The 17,656-nt window shown below is 41.1% G+C and carries 15 protein-coding genes; 10 read left to right on the top strand and 5 right to left on the bottom strand.

Features of this window, described 5'->3' with window-relative positions; genetic code table 11:
• Entirely contained in the window at positions 1-387 is a 387-nt protein-coding gene (gloA, locus tag KHO06_RS22425) for a lactoylglutathione lyase (RefSeq protein WP_212582554.1), read from the bottom strand.
• Positions 388-677: 290 nt separating this feature from the next.
• On the opposite strand from gloA, the gene KHO06_RS22420 reads away from it, so the two are divergent.
• Positions 678-1,190 carry a MazG-related protein gene (locus KHO06_RS22420; protein WP_212582553.1) on the top strand — a complete coding sequence of 171 codons (513 nt, stop codon included), beginning with the start codon at positions 678-680 and terminating at the stop codon, positions 1,188-1,190.
• Between the two features lie 22 nt (positions 1,191-1,212).
• Complete coding sequence (locus KHO06_RS22415) at positions 1,213-1,650, top strand: GNAT family N-acetyltransferase (RefSeq protein WP_212582552.1); 438 nt, start codon at positions 1,213-1,215, stop codon at positions 1,648-1,650.
• A 19-nt stretch (positions 1,651-1,669) separates the two neighbouring features.
• Here KHO06_RS22415 and KHO06_RS22410 read toward each other — a convergent pair whose 3' ends face one another.
• The 3 genes from KHO06_RS22410 to KHO06_RS22400 form a co-directional block, all read right to left on the bottom strand.
• The gene (locus KHO06_RS22410) at positions 1,670-1,861 is read right to left on the bottom strand and encodes a hypothetical protein (protein WP_212582551.1); all 192 of its coding nucleotides are present in this window, start codon (positions 1,859-1,861) and stop codon (positions 1,670-1,672) included.
• Between the two features lie 154 nt (positions 1,862-2,015).
• Positions 2,016-2,228 (bottom strand): hypothetical protein, encoded by a 213-nt coding sequence (locus tag KHO06_RS22405; protein WP_212582550.1) that lies wholly within the window; start codon positions 2,226-2,228, stop codon positions 2,016-2,018.
• A 4-nt stretch (positions 2,229-2,232) separates the two neighbouring features.
• Complete coding sequence (locus KHO06_RS22400; protein WP_244858413.1) at positions 2,233-3,777, bottom strand: response regulator; 1,545 nt, start codon at positions 3,775-3,777, stop codon at positions 2,233-2,235.
• 481 nt (positions 3,778-4,258) lie between these two features.
• Here KHO06_RS22400 and KHO06_RS22395 point away from each other — a divergent pair, with 481 nt between their 5' ends.
• Together KHO06_RS22395 and KHO06_RS22390 are read left to right on the top strand one after the other, a co-directional pair.
• The gene (locus tag KHO06_RS22395) at positions 4,259-5,809 is read left to right on the top strand and encodes a PAS domain-containing methyl-accepting chemotaxis protein (RefSeq protein ID WP_212582548.1); all 1,551 of its coding nucleotides are present in this window, start codon (positions 4,259-4,261) and stop codon (positions 5,807-5,809) included.
• A gap of 53 nt (positions 5,810-5,862) precedes the next feature.
• Positions 5,863-6,051 carry a hypothetical protein gene (locus tag KHO06_RS22390; protein ID WP_212582547.1) on the top strand — a complete coding sequence of 63 codons (189 nt, stop codon included), beginning with the start codon at positions 5,863-5,865 and terminating at the stop codon, positions 6,049-6,051.
• A gap of 636 nt (positions 6,052-6,687) precedes the next feature.
• Here the strand turns inward: KHO06_RS22390 and KHO06_RS22385 are convergent.
• On the bottom strand, positions 6,688-8,832 hold the full coding sequence (locus KHO06_RS22385) for a serine/threonine-protein kinase (protein WP_212582546.1): 2,145 nt from the start codon (positions 8,830-8,832) through the stop codon (positions 6,688-6,690).
• 318 nt (positions 8,833-9,150) lie between these two features.
• Between KHO06_RS22385 and tagH the strand changes: the two genes are divergently transcribed.
• The 6 genes from tagH to tagF are packed head-to-tail and all read left to right on the top strand — an operon-like array spanning position 9,151 to position 17,648.
• Positions 9,151-10,320, top strand: a complete 1,170-nt coding sequence (tagH, locus tag KHO06_RS22380; protein WP_212582545.1) for a type VI secretion system-associated FHA domain protein TagH — start codon at positions 9,151-9,153, stop codon at positions 10,318-10,320.
• Positions 10,321-10,329: 9 nt separating this feature from the next.
• Positions 10,330-10,785, top strand: a complete 456-nt coding sequence (gene tssJ, locus KHO06_RS22375) for a type VI secretion system lipoprotein TssJ (RefSeq protein WP_038891227.1) — start codon at positions 10,330-10,332, stop codon at positions 10,783-10,785.
• A gap of 20 nt (positions 10,786-10,805) precedes the next feature.
• Positions 10,806-12,131: a type VI secretion system baseplate subunit TssK gene (gene tssK, locus KHO06_RS22370; RefSeq protein WP_080731332.1), complete on the top strand. Its 1,326-nt coding sequence runs from the start codon at positions 10,806-10,808 to the stop codon at positions 12,129-12,131.
• Between the two features lie 14 nt (positions 12,132-12,145).
• The gene (gene tssL, locus KHO06_RS22365) at positions 12,146-13,438 is read left to right on the top strand and encodes a type VI secretion system protein TssL, long form (RefSeq protein ID WP_045376923.1); all 1,293 of its coding nucleotides are present in this window, start codon (positions 12,146-12,148) and stop codon (positions 13,436-13,438) included.
• A gap of 14 nt (positions 13,439-13,452) precedes the next feature.
• Complete coding sequence (gene tssM / locus KHO06_RS22360) at positions 13,453-16,971, top strand: type VI secretion system membrane subunit TssM (RefSeq protein WP_212582544.1); 3,519 nt, start codon at positions 13,453-13,455, stop codon at positions 16,969-16,971.
• Positions 16,953-17,648, top strand: a complete 696-nt coding sequence (gene tagF, locus KHO06_RS22355; protein WP_212582543.1) for a type VI secretion system-associated protein TagF — start codon at positions 16,953-16,955, stop codon at positions 17,646-17,648. The genes tssM and tagF overlap by 19 nt, the downstream gene beginning before the upstream one ends.
• Positions 17,649-17,656 lie beyond the last annotated feature (8 nt).

Here is a 17,656-nt window from a genome sequence, read left to right as displayed (position 1 = left end):
TTATTTGCTTGTTTGAATCAATTCGATTTGGTAACCGTCAGGGTCTTTAATGAATGCGATGTGAGTTTCACCGCCTTTCATTGGACCTGGTTCACGAGTGACGTTGCCACCAAGTGCTTTGATTTTGTCGCATGCAGCGTAAATATCTTCACAACCTAATGCCATGTGACCGAACGCGTTACCTAGGTCATAACTGTCTGTGTCCCAGTTGTAAGTCAGTTCAATCGTCGCGCTTCCTGGTTGGTCGGCGTTACCAATAAACACAAGCGTGTAGCGGTATTCTGTGTTTTCGAAGCGATCAAGTTCGCTCATACCAAGAACTTTGGTGTAAAACTCAATGGACTTATCTAAGTTAGCCACGCGGATCATAGTGTGAAGAAATTTCATAGTTAACCTTCTTATCTCGGCTTGTTAGCTATCGTTGGAGTGACAGAGTCATCTCAACTAGCAACCTTGTTGAAGCTAAAGATAAAGGTAAAGTATGAAAACATGAAATTATCATTGATTATTGTTTGAATAATATTTTGTTATCAATTTCTTTGAGCAATTGATTCACTTAACGGCTCGATAGACGCAGCGAAAGTGTAAGTCAATTTAACCTTTTATTTTTAATATAAATTACTTACAGTGATTGATTACTGGAACGGATGCATATTAATAAAACACAAGGACAATGGATGAATGAATCAGTGTATCGTGCAATGTCTTGGCTAAAAGCAATACTGGATGGTCAAGGGGTTCGCTACCAAATTGTTGGAGGTTTCGCCGCCCATCTTCATGGAGGTTCTCGGCCAATTGCTGACATCGACCTCTATATTGAAAAAGAGGATGTACATGCGCTTCTACCGTTCTTTCAACCTTTTGTAAGTAAACCGCTTAAACACTACTGTGAAGAAGGGTGGGACCTAGAATATCTCCAGTTGATTTATGAAAACCAGAAAATCGAGATTGGTTTGAGTCCGGGAACTCAGATCTTCAACACCTCAAGCCAACAATGGGTATCACTTGATGTTGATTTGGCGGAATCCGTACAGCGTGACTTTCATGGGCTTGCTTTACCTGTCATCAATACTAACTCTCTCATTGAGTACAAAAGAGTTCTTAATCGGGAAGTCGATCGAATCGACATTAAAGAGCTGGAAGAAATCCAACAAGCGGATGGGGCTCAATCAAAAAATCAATCAAATTAGACATGATTAAGGAAAGGATGCCATGAATGTCTCTCTGAGAGAGGTTACGAAACAAAACTATGAACTCGTCTGCGACTTGGACGTAACGAAACCACAAGAAGAATTTGTAGCATGCAACATGTGGTCGCTAGTGGAGTTTTTCTACAACGAAGGTCATGTAGTTCGTGCAATCTATCTAGGCGAGGAAGCCGTTGGTTTTTTCATGTGGGTTTATGAAACAAGTGATAAAGTTTCTATTTGGCGTTTTATGATTGATGCGAAACACCAAAACAAAGGAATAGGGCGAGTTGCATTAAAACTGGCAATAGAAGAAATCAAACAGTCGCCCAATCTCAAACAAATAGAGATCTGCTACAACCCAACAAATCTAGTTGCTAAGCCTTTCTACAGTCAGTTTGGTTTTGAAGAAGTTGGTATGGATGAGGATGGTGAAGATATGTTGGCTGTCATCCAACTTTAACTAGTGGTGAAGATGCCTCCTAACTACTCTTCTTATAACTAACAGCAGATAACAAAGCATCCAGCTCATCACTTGTAAGCACTTCGTTTATGTCAGGTGCGACCTCACCATTGTAAAATGAACTTCTGGTTTTAGTAATCAGGCACCTCTTCTGAGCAGGAGTCAGCTCGTTGACTAGCTCAAGTAAGTTCATAAAATCTTTGTTGTTCATAGCCAGAAAGCTCCCTTGGCATAAAACTAATGCTTCTATTCATCTGACAAACTCTTTGAGGTAGTTAGTAATTTGCGCGTTGATCATTAATAGCTCTTTACTGGTAAGAGATATATCCGCTGCGTTGGGAGCAACGTTGTCTCTGGTCGATTCTTCAAACATAGCCAACCGTGGCCTCACTAAAACTTGCCAAAACCCCTTTTAAGCTGTGTGAAAAAATGAAGAGCACTAGCCAATTTTCAGTATGATAGAGCATCAATAGCTTGTCCGAACCATCTCCATACTCCTCTTGATAGGCTTCAAAAATAGCTTGAACTATTTCATGGCTGCTCTCTATTGATGTTTCTAATTTATTGAAATTTATCATAAAATTACCCAATTGCGTCTATATGTAAGCTAAAGGGCTGAGGTAACTGGCTTGCGAAAGAACCAGCTACATAGTCTTGCAACCACCTAGACCAGTTAGGTGGGAGTTCTCTAGTAAGTAAATAATCTAAAGCTAAGATATGTGCCTGATCTTCAGTGTTCTCAGTTTTATTTGATAATGCTTGTAGCCTTAATTCAACCGAAAATGGGTACTGATTTAAGCTTGAATTGCAAATTTCCCTAAGATCTCTAGAAGCTGCTTTAGGTGTCTTAGATTTATGAAGAAGAACTAGCTCTAAAGCATGTTTCAACGAAAATTCACCGAAAAAGTCCAGTAGAGGTATGGAGCTTTTGATGAGAACAGAAGGCATTTTGATTGGGTTTTCAAAATAAAAGCTCATCGAGCGTAACAATTTCTTGTGCGCTAATTCCGGTTTAAAGTCTGCTAGTAAAAGTTTAGATTGCATTAATTGCTTAAAAGAGGCTAGTTCATCTTTTTGTTTTGTTGTAAGTTGTTTATCGATGGCAATAAACATCTGGTTTAGATTAAGTAATATCTCTTTTTTTCTGGCAACACTTTGTAAATCCTGAAACTGATCAGCGATAAGTTCGATGTAGTACACCATGGATGATAACCATTGATGGTCTGTTGGAGATACTTTTCTAGCATACATGTGTCCAATTTTCTGTAATGCTTTAAGATCTTTCAATTTCGCTGATACGCGCACTGCTGTTACCATTCGTTGACTGTTACTAGGTGTATGTTTAAAAGCTCGATTGGCTGTTGAGAGAGCTAACTTAAGATCACCCGTTATCTCGTAAAGCCCAGTTAAGTTATCTAATGCCCTTAAACACAAAGGGTTATGAATAACATAGTCAGACAGTAATCGGATCGATTGGCGTATATTGCCCTTATGGTGCTGAAGAAAAGCCTCTGCACATACGCGGCTAACATGCTCTTTTCCTCGACAAAGGGGAAGGAATTGCTCTAACTCACTTATTAGTCGATTATCTATAAGAGTATCTATCAAGAGCGACTCAACACATACGCTGTTAGGGTATTTTTCATGCAGATATTTTATGTCGCTGATGCTGAGGCCACCTGCATTTTGTAGATGAAGTTTGGCGTCTGAAAGTTCGCGTTGTTCTTGCAGCGAAAGCAATATTCGAGAGTTAAGCGCTTTAGTCTGTATGGGTTTCGTCAATAGGTGCCTAACCCTTCCTGATAGAGCAGTTAATACAGTTTGTTGTCTTGCATCTCCTGAGATCATGAGTATGGCTGTCGTATCAGATACTAAATTTGCACGGCTCATCACATTTATAAGTTCCAGACCAGTGAAACTTGCGGTCAAGTGATAGTCCACAATTATTACGGAATAGAAACGAGTTCTAGCAGCTGAAAGCGCATCTACTGCTTTGTTTACGCACGTAATGTTTTTCAGCAACAATCCTAACGATAAAAGTTGCTGCTTAATCAACATTGTTGAAGTAGTACAATCATCAACTACTAAAACAGTTATGTTTGCTACGTCAAATGACCTAGTATTCAATCTCGTTCCTACTTTATGGGAGCAATATACTCTAAAAGAGTAGTAACTGTATTGCATAGATACAAGGGGATTTTGCGTCTTTTTATAATGAGCTTTTTGTCATTAATGGTTGCAAGTTTTATTGTAGTAAATAGCATTGATAATCATGGGGATATCATCAATTTTTGTTATTTATAGAGAAAAAGCTTTCATTAAACTGAATAACGAAAAAATCACCCTCTCAAAAAGGAAACAGAGGTAGTTTTAGAGGCTAGTATCGACAAGGCTTGAAAGGGAAATATAGCGGGGGTTTCATTCTTCATTATTTGACTTTGAGTAAAAACCAGCAAAATGTAATTTTATAAAATAAAAGCTTTCCGGTCGGAGTCTTTTTTTGGAATAAACTACCAAAATTAGTAATAGTGTTCTACCATGTCTAATGCGAATGCGTCACTGTAAATTGCATAATAAATATATATACGTCGAGCTAGGGAAAAAGTTCATGAATGAAATGGAATACGATTATCCATCAAGTTACAACTTGATATCCATAACTGACCCATCTAGCCATATCAAATACGCTAGTGCAAACTTCAATGAAGTTGCAGGATTTGATGATGGTGAATTGATAGGTAAACCACACAATGTTGTAAGACATCCAGATATGCCCAAGCAGGCATTTAAAGATTTGTGGGGGCATCTACAGAGCGGTAAACATTGGATGGGGATGGTTAAGAACAAGAGGAAACATGGAGGGTATTATTGGGTTGATGCTTTCGCTTCTCCGATAAAATATAAAGGCCAGACCGTCGAATATCAGTCTGTTAGGTTCAAACCTGAAAGGATTCACGTCAAAAGAGCTGAAAAAGCTTACTCTAAATTAAACTCTGGTTCTAAGCCCTTTAGCATGTACCTACCAAGAACTCGTTTATGGATGAGGTCTGCATTTTTTATTCTCGTTTCAAGTCTTGTCGGTTTTATATTGACACAATTGAATCAACCTAATTCTGTGGCTTTTTCTTGCGTTGCTATTCTTTCAATCTTGGCTGTTTATATATTAACTAGACCTATCGAAAGGCTATCCAAGCAAGCTAGATCTGACTTTGATAACCCATTGATGGAATATATATATTGTGGCCGGGTTAATGATATAGCAGAAATAGAATTAGCGATGAAAATGAGAAAACAATTTGCTAATGCGCTACTTGGTAGAGTTAGCATTTCAGTGAAGGACTCTTGTGATGTAACTAAAGTAAATGCTGATAATGCGGCAGATAATAGCAATCGAGTAACGGACAACTTGAGTTCACAGAAGCTACAAATTGATTCAGTGTCAATTGCAGTTAATGAGATGCAAGCTTCATCTAATGAAATATCTTTTAATGCGCAAGCCACTGCAGATGCCACTTTGAAGGCTCAAAATACAATGACTGAGAGCCGAGGCGTCATAGACGGAGTGAATAATTCGGTTCTCGAATTGGTCGATGAACTAGGGAAAATATCAGAGGTTGTTACAAAGCTGAATAGCCAGACAGAACAGATCGGAACAGTCGTTGAGGTTATTAATGATATCGCTGAACAAACGAACTTGTTGGCATTGAACGCTGCAATTGAAGCGGCTCGTGCAGGCGATCAAGGTCGTGGATTTGCTGTTGTCGCTGATGAAGTCAGAACGCTAGCAAAAAGGACTCAAGACTCTACGACAGAAATAAAGTCGGCAATCGAAAGTATTCAGGATGGAAGTAAATCCGCAGTTCTTGCTTTAAAAGAAGGGAATAATAAGTCTACCGGTACAGTCACTCTATTGAACTCATCGTTGGAAAGTATTAGAGAGTTAGAACAGCTAGTTCAAGATGTCGTAGAGCGTAATCAACAAATAGCTGTTGCTATAGAAGAACAGGTATATGTAACGGACGAAATTAACGAAAATATTCAATCAATCAACCTAAAATATAACGAATCTTATGATTTGATGACAGAAACAAATAAAATGAATCAAGTGGTTAGAGATAGCACGAAAGATTTGTCTGATATGATTAAGAAGTTCGCATGATTTATAGGCGCAGGATTTGAACTGCGCCCATTAACTATAGAGGGTGATTTTATATGATTGAAGATAGTTCTAATTTAACAACATCGCCAATGGATGATAAATTTAATGATAAGGAATCTATAGAAGACTTTCTACGTATTCCTAGTAACCAATATAACCCATCCTTAGAGTTTCTCACTCTAGAAGAAATTAAAATGCTAGAGAGCATATTAAGGCATGGAATTAAAATCTGGATAAGATAATTAAACCATCTATACTCAAACGCTGCTTTTTCCTGTTATTTTTACTTCACTTTTAGATGTGAATTCTCTGGTGTGATTATATTTATTATTATCCTAGCGGTATGGCGAAAAAATACTATTAACATATTTTTAAACCCCTTGTGTTTATTGTTTGGGTTTGAAAGATAGGCCTTGTTAAAACACTAGCTGTAATATCGCTGGATAATAAGGAACCGGCAAACTTATTTTTATCTGTTTTAAAGAGTTATCCTCCACTTGTCTGCATCATGCGCTAGACACGAAAAGCTTCTAGTTGGCTGCTATTGCGATAGCGTGAATTTACACACAAACCACATGAAAAGCTTACGAACTCACGATATCCTAGGGGGATAATAAGATAGTGCTATGATGATGGGAGAAAGTTAATTCGAGTGAAGTTTATCCTACCTCAGGTTGGCACCTCGACCGACAGTTTCATAACGTCTCTTTGCTTGACGACCAGCAAGCGGTTCTTGACCAGTAAATCCAATGTATTAAAGTAACTCTGTTAGTGCCTACTCAAAGTCAGTAATGTGTAAAAATCACCAGTTTGCATAAAGGCAAGTGATTGTTAAGACGAAGAAGGGGCAATATGCCCCTTATCAACTTTTGTAGGCGTTAACTCTGTTCAGCTTCCGTTTCTACGCGTTTTAAAAGCTCATTCGCTTTCTTCATCGCTCTACGTGCACTCTTAGATTTTCGTTTGTTTAATAAGATATCCGAAAACTGAAGATACTTATCTGCAGTCTGAAATCGTAGATCGTTGATATCTTGAAAGCCAGGTGGGAAGTTTTCAGCGAACGCGTCAATATCTTTCACCAGCTTATCTAGGTTAACCGTCGTACGAGCTTGTTTTAATCGGTAGTGCAACCCTTCAAATTCTTCTTGGTAGAGAAGTCTTGCTGCATCAGACGGAAAAGTTAGAGGGTTAGTACTCTCTTTGGCTGTTTCGTACAGTTTCATTTCGAGCACGGCATCTTTCATGGCATTGCTGAAAGCCAAGTTTTCTTGGTGTTCTTCGGATTCAGCAAAGAATGTATTGCCCACCTTAATCAAGGTCACTAAAGCGGCGGCATCTCTTAACTGAAGGGCTTCATTTAGGTGTTGTCCAAAAACTTCACTGGCAAGAGAGCTTGGTGTGAACGGGTAGTCTTGGTGGATCTCATGCAGCTCATTCTTAAGATCATAAATCGACTTCTCGTCTTCAACTTGAGCATAAACGGATTTTTCTAAGTGGCTGTTTATCTGCCGTGCAATCGATAGAAGCGTTGAGTGCTTACTTGATTGAATATCCAGTGCCAACACTTCAATCTTATGTGAGTCCGGGTAGTAAACTTTTGCCTGTTGCAAGATGGATTCAATTTGATCGTAATTTGGGTAAGTGGTGACATCGGAATTAAGTACATCATCGATTTTCGATTCAAACTCGCCCAGGAGATGAGGCTTATAAAGACGTAAAAAACCTGCCTCAATCACAGGGTGTAGGCCTTGTTTGTTGTCTATTAACGCTTTTGTGTCTTCTGGTAATGTATTGAGTAACTGTTCGGCCAATTCGATGGTTTGGTCTTTCTCTGCCAGTGCTAGGTTTAGTTTGGAGATCGTATCCTGCTGCTGTTGATAGAACATGCCAAGTCCAGCCAATAAAGCGACACTTGCAGCAATACCAGAGTACAAAGGCCAACGGTTTCTATTGAGTCGTATTTTTATATCAACACAGTTCAAGCTTTGAGGTGCGGTTCCTGTTGCAAAAGCATTAGCGAATAGACGCCACTTTGAGAAAGGTAAATTGGTTGGCTTCCTCACTTTAATACCTTTTTTCAACGCTTCATCGGCAGGAGTTCGACCATAAGGATGCTTGCAGCTTAAAAGTTCAAAAGTAATGCAGAAGAAGGCAAAAAGGTCGTCACTGAATTTAGGCTCTTTACCCGACAAAATGTCTAGTGACGCATAATTTGGTGTATAGCCAAGTGTGTCTGTATCTTGGGACTTCCGCTTAGCTGCGTATTGGTCATGTTTTAATTGCTGAGTTTTCGATACACCAAAATCTAACAGCTTCACTTTTCCCTCAGACGTGAGGATGACGTTGGCAGGTTTTAAATCGGCATGAACGACGCCGAGTGAATGCGCATACGACAATGCGTCCAAGGTTTGATTAAGAATCGATAGGGCAGCGTTGTATCTAAGCCCGTCCGGTCGAGAACGTTGAATTAGGCTTTCCAATGTTTCACCATCAACGTACTCCATAACAAGGAAATAAATGTCACCATCAACACCGAAGTCGTAAACGCGGATAATATTCGGGTGGCTTAACTTCTGAGTTTGTTGTGCTTCGCGAATCAGCATGCGTGCAGTCTCTGGCTGCGAGGCATACTCTTTCTGGAGAACTTTAAGTGCGACATATGGAGTATCGGAACCGGATGATTCGAGGATCTTGTCTTTCGCTAAAAAAACGTCACACAAACCACCATGACCAATTAAAGACTCGATTTCATAACGGTTTTTGATTGTCTCACCGAGTAAAGAATCAGGACGCTTTTTGTGAGTGTTTTTCTCGAAGTCAGAGTGGGGATTACCCGCTGGCGGGATGGTGTTTTGATTATGAGACACTTTTGTATTTGTCTCATTATTATTTGGGGCGGAGCCTTCATTATTTATATTGCCCATCTTGTCGTTTGTATTTTCTCTTTTTTGAGTCTTTACAATTTTTGTTTTATCGCCATTCGAATCTTTATTTATAGAATTGTTTTTACTTTGGTCGTCCATCACGAGGCTCCATATAAAATGATGGTGTGAATATATAACTGATCAACTAATGAAAAATAGTGAAATGTTGATTTCTCGGTAAAGCTAACATCGGTTTTTTGACGAATGAAAAATTTAGCGTCAAAAATTTGAACCTCGTTGTATATTTTGTTCTGGGTAATAATCCTCGATTGCTTTGCTACAAATTTAATTCATTATTCCGTTCGTGAAATCTAATTATTATTTGATTAGGCATTATTAACTTAAGTGTTAATAAGATGTCGCCTAACTATTAAGAACTAAATTTATATATTAAGCAGTTCCTTTGGCGAGGTTTACATGACGTTGGTTTTAACCATTACGAGCTTTCATAAGTTCACACCAGAGATAGACAACGAATTCGTTTTTGACGCGACAGGCGAGCATGAGAAAGTCAGTTTTGGTCGCTCAGAGCAGTGCGATTGGACGTTGCCAGACCCTGAAAGAGTCATTTCAGGTAAGCATGGAGAGCTGATCAAGTTTGGTGACAAATACTTGATTAAAGACCTCTCCACTAATGGCACTTTTGTAAACAACGCAGTCAGTCCTGTTGGTCAAGGAAATGAATTAGCACTGAATCATGGTGATGTAGTGACCCTCGGCGATTATCAAATTCAAGTCAACCTTGAAGAGCGTCGCATTGACGATTCTTTAAGTGAGGCTAATAAAATCAATGAAGTAGGTGAGAGGGTTGCTATTGAAAACTTGGCTCACGACAACTTTGGTTTGAATGCCTCAGATCTATTAAAAGAGAGTGTTTCTTCCGAGTTTCAACTAGATATCGGTCTCATGGATGACTTTTTAGATGCACCTACTTCTCACTCTCAAGATGACCGAGAAGAAGAAAAGCTGCCTTCCCATACTCCAATCTCACATGAGTTCGATGAGAAAAACGTACAGGCTTTTATTAGAGGTTTGGGTATCAACCCAAATATGGTCCCGGATGAAGGCAGTGAGCAATGGTTTGAGCAGTTAGGTCAATCGTTTTCCCTGATGCTATTAGGCTTAATGGAAACATTACACAATCGTGCCGAGTTTAAACAAAATAATCGTTTGAATCATACGGCGTTTAGAAAATCTGAAAATAACCCATTAAAGTTCTCTGCTAATTTAGAAGACGCAATTCATAATTTATATAATCGCCAATCGGCAAGTTTTATGCGAGCTGATATTGCGATAAAAGAGGCATTCTTTGATATTGAAAATCATGAGCGTGCCTTAATGAAAGGTGTCGAGGGTACTGTATCAAGTGTTATGTCATTAGTAGAACCAGCAACGATTTATTCTGACGCGATGTCCAATGATAGTGTCTTAAATAAATTAATTCCGGCGAGGAAATATGCATGCAGTTGGAAAAAATTTGAAGGTATTCATCATCAATTGACAGATGAAGTTATAAATAAAGAATCGCCATTTTATTTAGAAGATTTTGCAAAGCATTATGAAAGCGCGCTAAAAGCTAAAATTTAAGGGATGATGATGAAAGCGACAATGAAAACTCTAGTTCTATTTTTAACTGCACTACTTGCGGGCTGCTCCGCTGCAAACCTTGTAGTTGCCCCTTACGCTGATTTAGAGCTAGCTGCAAAACACAACATCAACCCTGATTCAAATGGTAGACCTTCCCCAGTCGTGATTTATGTGTTTGAGCTCACTTCTTCGACGGTGTTTGAGAGCCAAGATTTCTTTTCAATATATGAAAACTACGACACGGTTTTGGGGCCAGATTTAGTTAACAAGTATGAGATATCGCTAACGCCAGGCCAAGAAGAGGTTTATCACGCAAGTATGTCTGCTAAAACGAAATATCTCGGCTTAGTTGCGGCTTTTCGAGATATAGAAAACTCAAATTGGCGACAGGTGATTAAGGTTGATCAAACCGGGTACAACACCTACCAAATTCAACTAGACGATTTGTCTTTGTTCGTTAACTAATCTTGATTGGCGATAAAACCATGACACATTACTCCCGCACAGCATGGTGTGAGGGGATGTTTTTACGTCCTCAACATTTTCAACAAAGCGAACGTGCGATAGAACAAGAATTCAAGGGGCTAAATCGCTTTCAACACCCTTATAATTGGGGCGTTTACAAAGTCCGTGTTAACTCAAACAGCCTTAAAGAAGGGCTGGTGGAAGTTGAGAGTATAGACGCAATTCTGCCTGATATGACGGTCGTCCAACTACAGAGTACGAACGGTGAGCTCAGCCCTTTGAGCATTGAAAAAGGTACGCAAGACACGCTCGTTAAGTTAACCGTGCCGGCGAAGAGCTTAAAAGAGAAAATGGTCGCTGATGTTAGCGAAGGCTTGGTGTCGCGATATTTGTTGAAAGATATTGATGTTATTGATGTTCAGACAGGTCAAGACGAAGAGTGTATTCAAGTCGCATCATTGAACATGGCGTTGAAAGCGAACAATGAAAAGCTTTCTGGTTTTGTTGAATTGCCCATTCTAAAAATTAAAGAGGTAACAAGTGAAGGTGTTGTTATCTTGGATGATGAATTCACGCCACCGAACCTAAATGCGCTTAATGATCAAGCTATGATGAGCTGTCTTAAAAACGTCTCTGCAATGACTAAGATTCGTGCTGATGTCGTCTCTCAACGTCTGCTTCAAGGAAAGATGGCTTCTGCATCAGCGGTGGATTTCATCATGCTACAAATGCTAAACCGATATGAGATGGTTCTTAAGCACCTAGGAAAATTAGATCAAATTCATCCGCTCGAGCTTATTACTTTATTGAAGGGCTACGTCGGCGAACTCTCAACATTTTCCAGCAAAACGAAGCGTCCCCCTGAGTTGTCTGATTATGATCATATAAACCTCACTCCTGTTGTTCAGGAACTTAACCAAGTGTTAAGCCAATACTTAAGCGTTGTACTCGACCAGACTGCTAATAAGTTACCGTTAGAAGCTCGCCAACTCGGTATACACGTCACACCATTGCCAGACAAGCGACTACTTGATTCCAGTCAGTTCGTGTTGGCTGTTAAAGCTGATACGAGCACCGAAGAGATTAGACGATTGGTACCAGCGCAACTTAAGTTTGGGCCAGCAGAGCAAATTCGTGACCTCATTAACAACCAGATCAATGGCATCAATGTTGCGCCACTCAATGTCGTTCCGAGGCAGATCCCTTATCAAACCGGGTACGTCTATTTTGAAGTTATCAAAAAAGGACCTTTCTGGAATAGGCTAAAAGAGAGTGGAGGCATCGCTCTACAGTTATCTGGCCAATTTCCAAATGCAGATATTGAGCTTTGGAGCATTAACCAATAACGGGTGACGTCACTATGGAACAGACAATTATTAAGCCAACGCCAGGCGGAAGGCCAGTAAGCGCCAAAGTATCTCAGCCACAATCGGCAGACAGTACCGTGGTGATTTCAAAAAGCACCGAGGTTGTGAACAATGACACGGTAGTCGCCTTTGGCACTAACCCAATACTGGCGGAAGCCAATGGCATCCTTTCTATCATTGGTCAGATAAGAGCAACGGCGACGCACTCTGATGTGTTCTTTTTAAAAGAAACGTTAGCGCAGAAATTAAGAGATTACGAGAATCGACTACGTCAGAAAAATATTAACTTAGAAACGATAGATACGGCACGCTACTGTTTGTGTTGTGCTATTGACGAAGCGGTATTGAATACAAATTGGGGTAGCCAATCGGCTTGGAGCCACGATTCATTATTAACGTCGTTTTATTCTAGCAGCCAAGGTGGTGAGGCATTTTATCAACACCTTGAGAAGTGTATGTCTTCTCCTGAGTCTCATTTAGATCTTCTTGAATTAATGTATGTCTGCTTGTCCTTGGGCTTTGTCGGTCAATATCGACTAGAGAAGAACGGACTCGAAGCGCATCGTCGTTTGAGAAAGCAGGTGATGGTGACGCTCAAGAATCATGGCAGAGGTCTGCAACAAGGCTTGAATGATAATGTTGAAGCCCGTCTTCTTAATGGTGCGCAAATCTCCGAACGAGCGCCTTTATGGGTTGTTTGCTCGGTCACACTTGCTTTGTTGGTGTGTATTTTTATGTACTTTAGTTATGACCTCAACAAAGCCTCCAACCAAACCTTTACCAACTTGATCAACTTGATCGCCCCGGCACAAGTTGAGTCAACGGTTCAAACTGATTCTCAAGTCACCGATATCGCTGAACGTATCTCCATGTATCTCGCAACAGAAATAAGTAAAGGTTTAGTCACGGTCGACGCGCTTCCCGACCGAGTTCGAATATCCATCAAAGCTCAAGATCTCTTTGAGTCTGGAAGTGCCGAGGTTGTTGAATACATTCAGCCCGTGATATCCAAATTGGCTCGAACCTTAGAGGCGACAGAAGGGAAAATCTTGGTCGCAGGACATACCGACGACAAACCAATTTTTACCAGCAAATATCCTTCTAACTGGCACCTCTCTCTGGCTAGAGCCACTTCGATGTCTGAGCAGTTAATCGCGAATAGTGCGTTAGAAGGACGTGTGTTGCCTGAGGGGTTAGGGGATGCGAGGCCTTTGGTCGATAACACTAGCGACGAGAACCGAGCGCTTAATCGCCGAATCGAAATTGATCTAATGGTTGCGAACTAAGGAAAGTGAGATAAATGAGTATCCGAGAAGTAGGCAAAATCTTTACTCAACGCCGGTTTATCGGCTTAGTTGGTGTCGCAGCTTGTTCAATCTTTATATGGGCTGTTGGGCCTCTAATTACTGTCGCAGGTTATGAACCGTTAAAGACGGATTTTCAACGTCTCGTCAGTATTTTAGTGTTGGTTTTCGTTTGGGGGATCTTCAATCTTACGAAACAACACAAGCAAAAAGTAAAAGAAGACGAGAGTATTCAGACTTTGTTAGAAGTTGACTCTCAATCGGATAAAGAAGCCGCCTCTGAAATCAATGTCTTGCAAGATAGGATTGAAAAGGCAATTAAAGTCGTGACTAAAACGCATAAAGGAAAACGCAGCCTTTATGAATTGCCTTGGTACGTTTTGATTGGTCCTCCTGGTACGGGTAAAACAACGGTTCTCAAGCAGTCTGGCTTGGAATTTCCTTTGGCTGAGTCAATGGGTACAGATTCGGTCGCTGGGGTTGGTGGCACTCGACATTGCGATTGGTGGTTCGCGAACAAAGCGGTGTTAATAGATACTGCAGGGCGCTACACCACGCAAGACAGTCAGGAAAAGGTCGACTCAAAGGCTTGGCATGGGTTCCTTGGACTACTTAAAAAATACCGAACTCAGAGACCAATCAATGGCGCTATCGTGACGGTGAGTTTGGCCAGCATGATGTCGCAAACTCGCACTGAGCGCAGCTTGCACGCAAGAGCAATTAAGGCTCGTCTACAAGAGTTGAAAAATCAATTAGGCATGCAATTTCCAATCTACGTACTGCTTACTAAGATGGATCTCGTCGCGGGCTTCAATGAGTTTTTTGCTGACTTGAGTAAAGAAGAGCGAGACGATCTCTTTGGTTTTATGTTCCCTCAAGATTGCGAGGATGAGAAAGGCGTTATTTCTCTTTTTAATAAAGAGTTTCATCACCTATTAGAACGTCTTGATGCTCGAATGTTGAGGATCCTTGAAACTGAAGATGATCTTGATAAGCGTGCGCTTATCTTCGAGTTTCCGAAACAGCTGCGTGTACTACAGGCAAACTTAGATGAGTTTCTAACCGATATTTTTGCTCAAAACAGCTTTGAAGAACCGACTCTCATCCGTGGAGTGTTTATGGTGAGTTCGGTTCAAGAAGGGATCCCTGTTAGCCGTTTAATGAATGAATCCACAAGTGGGTTGGGACTTGGCAAGCTTGGGCTATCAATGAACAGTCAAAGTTCTGATAGTTACTTTGTCAAAAACCTATTTGATCGAGTGATTTTCAAAGAGCAATTGCTTGGTACGGTGAATCGTCATTATCAAAAACAGTCTAGTTGGCTTCATCGAGGCGTTTATATCGGATGTGCAGTAGCACTCGCAGGTGCCACGGGCGTTTGGTTCACCAGTTACCAGTGGAACGTGAATCTTATTAATCAAACCAATAAGCAGACTGACCATATCAACGCAATGATAGGCGCGGATAGCTTGGACTTTGATTCAGATATTATCAGTGCAATAGAAACGCTTGATCGCATCATGATGTTACCGCTCGGTAAACAAAGCGACTATGAAGACGAAACGGCGATCAAAAAGTTTGGCCTATATCAAGGGGATAAGGTCTCTCAAGCGGCGAACAATGCTTATACCTCTGCGTTAAATAAGCACTTTGCCCCAATGGTGCTCCAGAGTCTTGTCTCTGAAATGGAAGGAAACCAAGAGCATCGTCAATATCTATACGAAACACTCAAAACTTATTTGATGCTGTTTAACCCAAATAAATATCAGCAAGAGGAAGTTCTGAGTTGGTTTGGTTTCTACTATGAACGTCATTACCCAGGTGTACTTAATGAGGTGCTAAGAGAACGTCTAATGACGCACACTCGAAACTTGCTGGACAGCAATGAGCGAGGGCTTTCTTACGACGAATCATCGGTAGCGGAGGCTCGAGAAGTCTTAACACAAATGTCTTTGCCGGAACGTGCTTACCAACGTATGAAGTTGCAGTTTGCGAAAAGCCATGTGCCTTCATTTAGGTTGACTGACGTTCTGGGACCGAAGGGTTTAGAGCAGTTCGAACGAAACAGTGGTAAGCCACTATCGCAAGGTATTTCCGGTTTTTACACTTACAACGGATTCCATAGCATTTTTCAAATTCAAATTAACCGCACGGTAAAAAGTTTGATGGAGGAAAACTGGGTCTATGGGGACGATTTAAAAGCGCATGAAATTGACCATGCAAGTGCTATTCGAGGTGTACAAGAGCGCTTTTACCAAGATTATATCAATGAGTGGAAAAACCTGATTGAAGACATCCAGCTTAAACAAGCGCCAAGTTTAGAGTTGGCTTCCGCTCAGGCGAGGGTGCTATCTGGTGTCGAAAGGCCAATTGAATCTCTACTGCGTGCGATTCAAAAAGAAGTGGGCTTAACGAAAGTGGTTTTGTCAGAAAACCAAAAAGCCGCCTCTGAGGTTGCGGGAAATGTAGCAAAGGTGAAGTTTTCAAATACGGCTGACAAGCTCGATCTGTATTTACCTGAGGAAAACGCATTTAACGTAGCCTTGCCCGGGAAAGAAGTGGAGCAACACTTTACTGAAATTCTACGTTTGGACGAGCAAGATTTTGACGACATTCAGCAAGCAATGGTTAATCTGCGCTCTTACTTGTCTGATCTATCAAGCTCAGGGAACAATCAAAAGATTGCTTACAAGAGTATTCTGGATGGAACGGTTACCCAAGATGTAGCAGCTTCTTTTGAACGGGCGCGAGAGTTGCTACCAAAGCCATTTAATCAATGGTTAGGTGAGTTGTCTCAAGAGTCAGTGAAATTTGCTGAGAGTGGTTCTAAAGATCATCTAAACCAACTTTGGCAAACGCAAGTAGTAAAACCGTATCGTCGTTCTATCGCGGGACGTTATCCTTTTGTTTCAAATGCGGCCAAGGAAGTGCGACTTAAAGATTTTAAACGTTTCTTCGGCTATGGCGGAACGATGGACTCTTTCTTTAAAGAGTATCTCGAACCATTTGTGGACACCTCCTCTAGACGCTGGAAACTTGAGAAAGAAATTGGTGTGAGACCGGAAACATTAGCGGTGTTTCAACAAGCAAAGCGCATTAGACAAACCTTCTTTGAATCTGATAACTCGCTGAGAGTCGAGTTTGGAATGAAGCCAGTCTATTTAGACCAACACATAACTCGCTTTGTATTGGAGTTAGGTGAACAAGACCTCGTTTATAAACATGGCCCAGCACGTGCTAAATCGTTGAGTTGGCCAGCAGGTCAAGATCAAACTCGAATCGTATTTACGCCGCCGGAATCAAAGCGAGAAATTGCTCATACATATGAAGGTGAATGGGGCATCTTTAGATTGCTAGACCAATCGCTTAAAGCGCGTCCGGAGTCACGAAAAGACAACATCGTGATGATTGATCTCAATGGTAATAAAGTTCAGCTGGAGCTGATCCCTTCGAGCACGGTCAACCCATTCTGGTCAAATGAAATGGAGAGGTTCCGATGTCCACAAACGCTTTAACTTCTTCTTGGGGATACATAGGGAAAATGCCGGCTAAAGGGGATTTCGTTAAAGACGGTTTGTCCCAAGAATTTACTGGTCGTTGGCACGACTGGCAGCAAGCAGTGATTGCCGTTAGCCGTGAGCAACTGGGGGAAAATTGGAGCGAGTATTTTTTGACAGCTCCTATCTGGCATTTTGCGCTTGATGTTTCTTATATGGAAGACGCCACTTATATCGGCAGTGTCATTCCGAGCGTGGATTCGTCAGGTCGTTATTTCTTTTTTACGGTGGCGCGCGCAGTACAGGGACCTGCGGTGAACTACTGGCAACAGAGTGACTGGACACAGCATAGCCAAAACCTTGCAGTTGCCGTATTGAGTGATGAATTTTTTTTCGATGCATGGGCACAAGGGCTGACAGACTCTGACAATCTACCAACCGAAGAAGCTGGCGTAAGCCAAGTTCCGACGATGGTTTATGAAAGTGAACTTTCCGTCATTTATCAGCGCTCGTCGCAGCTATCAGTGAACAGCCTTTTGAATCGAATGATTGGTAAGGACCACAAAACGCCTTGCTTTTGGTGGACAGACGGTTCGGACAACATCGAACCGTGCATGTTGGTGACATCTGGCTTGCCCTCGATAGGACAATATTCCGCAATGCTAGACGGCAACTGGCAAAAGTGGAACTGGTAGGAAGCGAA

This window comes from Vibrio sp. B1FIG11 (assembly GCF_905175335.1).
GTDB classification, from domain to species: domain Bacteria; phylum Pseudomonadota; class Gammaproteobacteria; order Enterobacterales; family Vibrionaceae; genus Vibrio; species Vibrio campbellii.
The sequence above is the reverse complement of the archived record's forward strand: the minus strand, read 5'-3'. Positions and strand labels throughout refer to the sequence as shown.

Bases quoted from the DNA above. Each gene is read 5' to 3' on its own strand.
- gloA (WP_212582554.1), bottom strand. From the start codon at position 387: ATGAAATTTCTTCACACTATGATCCGCGTGGCTAACTTAGATAAGTCC.
- KHO06_RS22420 (WP_212582553.1), top strand. From the start codon at position 678: ATGAATGAATCAGTGTATCGTGCAATGTCTTGGCTAAAAGCAATACTG.
- KHO06_RS22415 (WP_212582552.1), top strand. From the start codon at position 1,213: ATGAATGTCTCTCTGAGAGAGGTTACGAAACAAAACTATGAACTCGTC.
- KHO06_RS22410 (WP_212582551.1), bottom strand. From the start codon at position 1,861: ATGAACAACAAAGATTTTATGAACTTACTTGAGCTAGTCAACGAGCTG.
- KHO06_RS22405 (WP_212582550.1), bottom strand. From the start codon at position 2,228: ATGATAAATTTCAATAAATTAGAAACATCAATAGAGAGCAGCCATGAA.
- KHO06_RS22395 (WP_212582548.1), top strand. From the start codon at position 4,259: ATGAATGAAATGGAATACGATTATCCATCAAGTTACAACTTGATATCC.
- KHO06_RS22390 (WP_212582547.1), top strand. From the start codon at position 5,863: ATGATTGAAGATAGTTCTAATTTAACAACATCGCCAATGGATGATAAA.
- KHO06_RS22385 (WP_212582546.1), bottom strand. From the start codon at position 8,832: ATGGACGACCAAAGTAAAAACAATTCTATAAATAAAGATTCGAATGGC.
- tagH (WP_212582545.1), top strand. From the start codon at position 9,151: ATGACGTTGGTTTTAACCATTACGAGCTTTCATAAGTTCACACCAGAG.
- tssJ (WP_038891227.1), top strand. From the start codon at position 10,330: ATGAAAGCGACAATGAAAACTCTAGTTCTATTTTTAACTGCACTACTT.
- tssK (WP_080731332.1), top strand. From the start codon at position 10,806: ATGACACATTACTCCCGCACAGCATGGTGTGAGGGGATGTTTTTACGT.
- tssL (WP_045376923.1), top strand. From the start codon at position 12,146: ATGGAACAGACAATTATTAAGCCAACGCCAGGCGGAAGGCCAGTAAGC.
- tssM (WP_212582544.1), top strand. From the start codon at position 13,453: ATGAGTATCCGAGAAGTAGGCAAAATCTTTACTCAACGCCGGTTTATC.
- tagF (WP_212582543.1), top strand. From the start codon at position 16,953: ATGTCCACAAACGCTTTAACTTCTTCTTGGGGATACATAGGGAAAATG.